The organism is Yoonia sp., from assembly GCF_965660735.1.
Lineage (GTDB): Bacteria > Pseudomonadota > Alphaproteobacteria > Rhodobacterales > Rhodobacteraceae > Yoonia.
Window position 1 is genome coordinate 48,209 of record NZ_CBFIBD010000016.1, and the last position, 6,169, is coordinate 54,377.

Here is a 6,169-nt window from a genome sequence, read left to right on the forward strand (position 1 = left end):
TGTCGATGCAGTCATGCATCACAAGCAACGTGAAAGGAGACACACCATGTCCATGCTCAAAGTGATCGAGGTACTGGCCGAATCCGACAAGAGCTTCGAGGCCGCAGCAAGCGCCGCTGTCGCGCAGGCTGCAAAAAGCGTGCGGAACATCAAATCCATCTACATCAAGGAAATGAATGCACAGGTCGAAGGCGACAAGATCGTAAGCTACCGGGTGAACGCGAACATCACTTTTCTGCTAGATGATCAGCCGATGGGCTGATGGTTGCAGGGCATGACAAGGGGCGGGGCTGCCCTTGGTCATGCCCCCCATCGGTGATCGCGGGTATCACAATTGACAGCGGTCAATGCAGGGCGCCGCGATACCGGCACAAATGGCAGGACAGGTTCAGCGCCCATGTCCGGATTTTCACGGAAAAGGGGCCAAGGCAAGGAAAGGAACCGATCGTGCAGACACCTCTGGAAATCACCTTTCGCGATGTCACGCCTTCGGATGAAATCAAGGCGTTGGTCGCCGAAAAGGTCCGGCATCTTGAAACCTTCTATGACGGCATCATCAGTTGCCATGTGATCATTCAGGCCCCCCACCAAAGCCAGAAACAGGGTAACCTGTTTGAAGTGACAATCTATGTTCTTGTGCCGGGCGAAGAATTGGCCGTGCGCCACAATCAGCATGACGTGGCCGAACACGAGCACTTGCGCGTGGCCTTGCGCGATGCGTTCAGCGCGATGGCACGGAAGGTGAAACGCTGGAAAGATGCCGTCGCCGGAGAGGTCAAGGTGCATGATGGCCCGTTGCAGGGCCGCGTGGTCGAAATTCATCATGACGAAGGCTATGGGCAGATCATCGCCACCGATCACCGCCTGGTTTATTTCCACAAGAACAGCGTGGTCGATGGCAGTTTTGACGCTTTGGAACCGCGCGATACGGTCGAATTGGTGGTCCAGACCGATGAAAGCGACATTGGCCCGCAGGCCAGCACGGTGCGCAAGATAGGCGCGCTGAATTATGACCCCAAGGTCAAGAAAAGACACTGAAAAAGAAACAACCGTCCGGGTGCCGCCCCGGACAAGGCCGACAAAACCCGAAAGGATCGCGATCTTGGAACTGACATTTGACACATGGGTCGTCGTTGCGGATGGCACGAAATATCTTGTGCTGCGCCAGCAGGGCGACAAGGAATTCATGGATCTGCACGTCTTGCAGAAAGCGGAAATGGAAAACCCGCCCGCGCATGAATTATCCTCGGATCGGCCGGGCCGGATGCATGACAGTGTGAAAGTGCAGGGTGCGTATGCTGCCCGCGGTAAAAGCGCGTTGCAGGAAACAGATTGGCACGTGGTTGAAGAACGGCGTTTTGCCAAGGAACTGGCTGAACATCTGTTGGATTGGGCCGCTGCTGACAGGTTCCAGAAACTGGTTGTTGTGGCTGACCCGCAAACGCTTGGGGCCTTGCGCGCAGAGTATGGCGACAAGCTGCAAGGCAGGATCTTGCTGGAAATCGCCAAGGATCTGACCAACCTGCCGGTGCCCCGGATCGAACAGGTGCTGTCCGATCTGTAGCGCCCGCGGCGTCTTGTGACGTGCGCGGCGCGAAATCTTGTCGCAAAAACCACAAATCTGATGACAATTATTCCTTGCTGTGCGAACCCTGCGCCCTGACGCTCCGCCTTGCGATTGTCCGTGGCCATGACAGTGCCCGGAACATGGCGGCGGACGGGGCGCGCACGCACAAAGAGAACCGCCATCATGCTGAACACACGATACACGAGGACGATGCTGACTGGGGCTGCCGCCCTTTGGCTGGCAACCGGAACCTTTGCGCAGGATGTCACGCTGAAACTGCATCAGTTTTTGCCTGCGCAGGCGAATGTTCCCAAATTGGTGCTGGATGTCTGGGCCGACAATGTCGAAGAGGCATCGCAAGGCCGGATCAAGATCGACCGTTTCGCGTCGATGCAACTGGGTGGCACCCCACCCGAGCTGATGGATCAGGCGATTGATGGCGTTGCCGATGTGATCTGGACGGTCGTCGGATACACTCCCGGCCGGTTCCCGACGACCGAAGTCTTCGAATTGCCCTTCATGGTATCGGATGCGCGCGCCGCCTCTTGCGCGTATTGGAAAATCGCCGCTGCGCATATGGCGGATGGCGAATTCAAGGATGTCAAAGTGCTTGGCACATGGGTGCATGGACCGGGCATGATCCACACCACCGATCCGGTGACAACACCGGCTGACCTCGCAGGGATGAGGATCCGAGGCGGATCCCGCCTGGTGAATGACCTTTTGACGGCGGCAGGGGCCACGCCGGTGGGGATGCCCGTGCCTGCTGTGCCCGAAGGTTTGTCCAAAGGTGTCATCGACGGCACCACGATCCCGTGGGAGGTGACGACCTCGCTGAAAATCGCCGATCTGGTTGGCAACCACACCGAATTTGAGGGCCCGGGCCTGTATACGCTGACCTTTGTTCTGGCAATGAACAAGGAAAAATATGAAAGCCTGCCTGCCGATTTGCAGCAGGTCATCGACGATAATTCCGGGCTGGAATTTTCGATCTTTGCCGGTGGCACGCAGGCCGATGCCGATGCGCCGGCCCGCGCACTTGCCATCGAAAACGGCAACATGATCATCACCGTGACCGACAACACCGACTGGAAGGCCCTGGTCAGTCCGATTTATGAGAGCTGGATCGCGGATGTCGAGACCAACGGGCTGGCTGGTCGGGCGTTGATCGCCGAAGCCCGGAGCCTGATGGACGGAGACTGCAAGGGTGCCGGCGCGCAGCAATAGCCGCGCCCTGGCCAAGGCTGCATCCGTCCCAGGTGCTGCGGTGGTGTAAAGGGGGATCGATGCACGGCGTTTTCGACAAACTTGCGCGCGGCTTTGCCATTTTGGGCGGGTGTGTCCTGTCTGGTCTGATCATCCTGACCTGCCTTTCCATTGCGGGGCGGTCGCTCAACACCATTTTGCATGGGGAATTTGTGCAGTCGATTGCGCCGGGTGCTGCAAATGCGCTGCTTGGCCTTGGCGTTGGCCCGATCACGGGTGACTTTGAACTGGTCGAGGCAGGGATGGCGTTCACGATTTTTGCGTTTCTTCCGCTGTGTCAGTTGCGGGGATCACACGCCTCTGTCGATATCTTTACCGCCAAACTGCCAGAGCGGGTAAACCAGATGCTGCACATGGTGATCGAATTTGCCTTTGCCGCAGCACTGATCCTGATCGCGTGGCAGCTGTTTCTGGGGCTGCTGAGCAAGAAAAGCGCGGGCCAGACGACCTTTCTGTTAGAGCTTCCGCTGTGGTGGGCCTATGCCGCCAGCCTGGCAGGTGCGGTGGCTGCCGCAATAATCGGGGTCTATGTTGCGCTTGCCCGGCTTGTCGCGATGATCACCGGCAAGCGCCTGCTGCCCCCGGATGCGGAGGCAGAACATTGAACGATCTTGTGATTGGGGTGCTGTCGTTTCCGGCCCTGCTGGTGCTGATATTTCTGCGCGTTCCAATCGGGCTGGCGATGTTTCTTGCCGGTTTGGCGGGGCTGGTCATCGTGACCGGCGATACGACGGTCCCCTTTGCGCGGCTGAAATCGGAAACCTACACGACCTTTTCCAACTACGCCCTGTCGATCGTGCCGATGTTCTTGCTGATGGGACATTTCGCAACCCTGGGCGGCATGAGCCAGGCCTTGTTCAAGGCCGCCGAAGGATGGCTGGGCCACCGGCGCGGCGGGGTGGCAATGGCGGCGGTCGGGGCTTGTGCGGGGTTCGGCGCGATCTGCGGGTCATCCTTGGCGACTGCGGCGACGATGGGCCGTGTGGCCCTGCCAGAACTGAAAACCTATGGCTATGCGGGCGGATTTGCGACGGCAACGCTGGCAGCAGGTGGCACGCTTGGCATTCTGATCCCGCCGTCGGTCGTGTTGGTGATCTATGCGATCCTGACCGAACAGAATATCGCAAAGCTGTTTCTGGCGGCCTTTCTGCCCGGTGTCCTTGCCGCCATCGGTTATATGATCGCGATATCGGTTTATGTGCGGATCAATCCGGATGCGGCGGGAACCCGGGCGCGGGTGCCATACCGGGAACGGCTGGTCGCACTTGTCGCCGTGTGGCCGGTGCTGGTGGTGTTCAGCCTTGTCGTCGGAGGAATATATCTGGGCTGGTTCACCCCGACCGAGGGCGCGGCTGTCGGGGCCTTTGGCACCGGCGTCATCGCATGGTTTTCCGGCGGGCTGACCCGGTCTTCTCTGGCGGAAAGTTTTTATGTGACGGCACGATCATCGGCCATGATCTTTTTCATCGTTCTGGGGGCTGCATTTTATAACGGGTTTCTGGCGCTGACCCAATTGCCACAAGAGGCCGCGCTGTGGGTCGGGCAAAGCGGGCTAAGCCCGATCATGATCCTGGTTGTGATCCTTGTGTTCTATCTTTTGCTGGGCTGCCTGATGGACAGCCTGTCGATGATCCTTTTGACGGTCCCGATATTCTGGCCAATCATGCAGGAACTTGATTTCGGATTTGTAACCATGATTGATCTGCAATCCGTGCGCCTGTCTGAACTGATCGCAAGCGGTGCAGATATTCCGGCCGCGCTGATCGCAGAGGCACAGGCGTTGCTGGCCGGCGGGCAGGAACTGACCCGTGACATGACGCGCGAACTGGGGCTGCGCGGCGTGTCGGATGGTGCATTGAACCGGATCAATACCGAACAAACGGCGATCTGGTTCGGTATTCTTGTGCTGATCGTGGTCGAGGTCGGGTTGATCACACCACCCGTGGGCATGAATCTGTTTGTGATCAACGCGATGGACCGAACGACCCCAATGGTAGAGACCTACAAGGCGGTCACTTACTTTGTGGCGTCCGATCTGGTCCGTGTTGCGATCCTTGTCGCGTTCCCCGCGATCACCCTTGCGCTTGTGGGGTGGTAGGTCTGCATCCTTAGCTGTCGGGCTCTTGTGATGGCGGATCGTCAAATACGGACCAACCGCTTGCGCTCTTGCTTGCAGGCAGCGAGGGGCGGCCCAGATTTCGTGCAATGTAAGTTTTCGCAATGAAATGCGCGGTGATCGGAGCAGTCAGAAACAGAAAAAGCGTGATCAACAATTCATGCACGGAAATCCTGCCGTGCGTCGCGAAGGCGAAAATCATCGACGCGATCAGCACGCCCCCGACACCCAGTGTCGTTGCCTTCGTCGGTGCATGCAGGCGCTGGGTGGTCTGGCGTAATTTGACCAACCCGTAAGAGCCGACAAACCCGAATACGCCGCTGATTACCAGCGAGACAGCGATCAAAAGCTCTGCGACAAAGTTCATATCGTCACCTCATTCAATAATGTCGCCGCGCAGCACAAAGCGGCAATAAGCAACGGTTGATACGAACCCGACCATCGCAACCAGCATCGCGGCCTCGAAGTAGATCGCTGTGCCACGCCAGATGCCATAAAGAACCAGTAGCGCGATCATGTTGATCACCATGGTATCCAGCGCAAGGATCCGGTCAGCCGCGTTCGGCCCGACCGTGATCCGCCAAAGGTTCAAAAGAAGCCCGAGACCATAGCACGTTGCGGTGAAGACGAGCGCGGCTTCGATCATTGGAAAATCTCCTTCAGGCGGCGTTCATAGCGCGACTTGATCCCGTCGCGCACCCCATCGGGATCATCCGTGTGCAGACAATGCACAAGGATGCTGCCGGCGTCGGCAGCAAGCATTGCCGAAACGGTGCCGGGGGTCATGGTGATCGTGCCCGCAAGCACGGTAATCGCCTCGGCAGAGGTCAGTTCGACGGGCACAGCAATCCATTGCGATCGAATATCTTTTTCGCGCTTGAACATGATGATGGCAGCAACCTGAACGTTGGCAACGATAATGTCCCAAAGCACAATCAGCAGATATTCCACGATGCGCAGTGGTTTTCCGATGCGGGGCCGGTCGGGCCAGTAAGGCGCCGTGAGCATCGGGATCGCCAGCCCAAAGACAACACCAAGGATCAGGTTCCCAAGCGAGAAAGAGTTCACCAGCCCAAGCCAGACAAGCACAAGCGTGCCGCTGAGCAGGGGGTGCGGGAGTAATCGTGCCATCATGTGTCAGCCCTCATCGCCATTGCCAAGAACCGCCGCGATATATCCGGCCCGGTCGAAGATCTGTGTTGTCGTGGCCTCAAGATAGG

General features: G+C 58.2%; 9 protein-coding genes. 6 read left to right on the forward strand and 3 right to left on the reverse strand.

The features are described from left to right. Window positions 1–46 precede the first annotated feature (46 nt). From ACTG4B_RS08090 to ACTG4B_RS08115, 6 genes are all read left to right on the forward strand, one after another. Window positions 47–262 carry a dodecin family protein gene (locus tag ACTG4B_RS08090; protein WP_439155188.1) on the forward strand — a complete coding sequence of 72 codons (216 nt, stop codon included), beginning with the start codon at window positions 47–49 and terminating at the stop codon, window positions 260–262. Window positions 263–447: 185 nt separating this feature from the next. Next, window positions 448–1,038, forward strand: a complete 591-nt coding sequence (locus ACTG4B_RS08095) for an HPF/RaiA family ribosome-associated protein (protein ID WP_439155189.1) — start codon at window positions 448–450, stop codon at window positions 1,036–1,038. A gap of 64 nt (window positions 1,039–1,102) precedes the next feature. Next, window positions 1,103–1,564 carry a baeRF12 domain-containing protein gene (locus ACTG4B_RS08100; RefSeq protein WP_439155190.1) on the forward strand — a complete coding sequence of 154 codons (462 nt, stop codon included), beginning with the start codon at window positions 1,103–1,105 and terminating at the stop codon, window positions 1,562–1,564. Window positions 1,565–1,750: 186 nt separating this feature from the next. Beyond that, window positions 1,751–2,794, forward strand: a complete 1,044-nt coding sequence (locus tag ACTG4B_RS08105; protein WP_439155191.1) for a TRAP transporter substrate-binding protein — start codon at window positions 1,751–1,753, stop codon at window positions 2,792–2,794. A 59-nt stretch (window positions 2,795–2,853) separates the two neighbouring features. Beyond that, complete coding sequence (locus ACTG4B_RS08110; RefSeq protein WP_439155192.1) at window positions 2,854–3,438, forward strand: TRAP transporter small permease; 585 nt, start codon at window positions 2,854–2,856, stop codon at window positions 3,436–3,438. Continuing rightward, window positions 3,435–4,931 carry a TRAP transporter large permease gene (locus ACTG4B_RS08115; RefSeq protein WP_439155193.1) on the forward strand — a complete coding sequence of 499 codons (1,497 nt, stop codon included), beginning with the start codon at window positions 3,435–3,437 and terminating at the stop codon, window positions 4,929–4,931. Before ACTG4B_RS08110 ends, ACTG4B_RS08115 begins: the two co-directional genes overlap by 4 nt. 10 nt (window positions 4,932–4,941) lie before the next feature. Here ACTG4B_RS08115 and ACTG4B_RS08120 read toward each other — a convergent pair whose 3' ends face one another. Genes ACTG4B_RS08120 through ACTG4B_RS08130 form a run of 3 tightly spaced genes read right to left on the reverse strand, consistent with a single transcriptional unit; the run spans window position 4,942 to window position 6,083 of the window. Beyond that, window positions 4,942–5,316 (reverse strand): Na+/H+ antiporter subunit G, encoded by a 375-nt coding sequence (locus tag ACTG4B_RS08120; RefSeq protein ID WP_439155194.1) that lies wholly within the window; start codon window positions 5,314–5,316, stop codon window positions 4,942–4,944. Window positions 5,317–5,325: 9 nt separating this feature from the next. Further along, on the reverse strand, window positions 5,326–5,595 hold the full coding sequence (locus tag ACTG4B_RS08125) for a K+/H+ antiporter subunit F (protein ID WP_439155195.1): 270 nt from the start codon (window positions 5,593–5,595) through the stop codon (window positions 5,326–5,328). After that, a complete protein-coding gene (locus ACTG4B_RS08130) occupies window positions 5,592–6,083 on the reverse strand; it encodes a Na+/H+ antiporter subunit E (protein ID WP_439155196.1) in 492 nt (163 codons plus the stop codon). The genes ACTG4B_RS08125 and ACTG4B_RS08130 overlap by 4 nt, the downstream gene beginning before the upstream one ends. Between the last annotated feature and the right edge of the window lie 86 nt (window positions 6,084–6,169).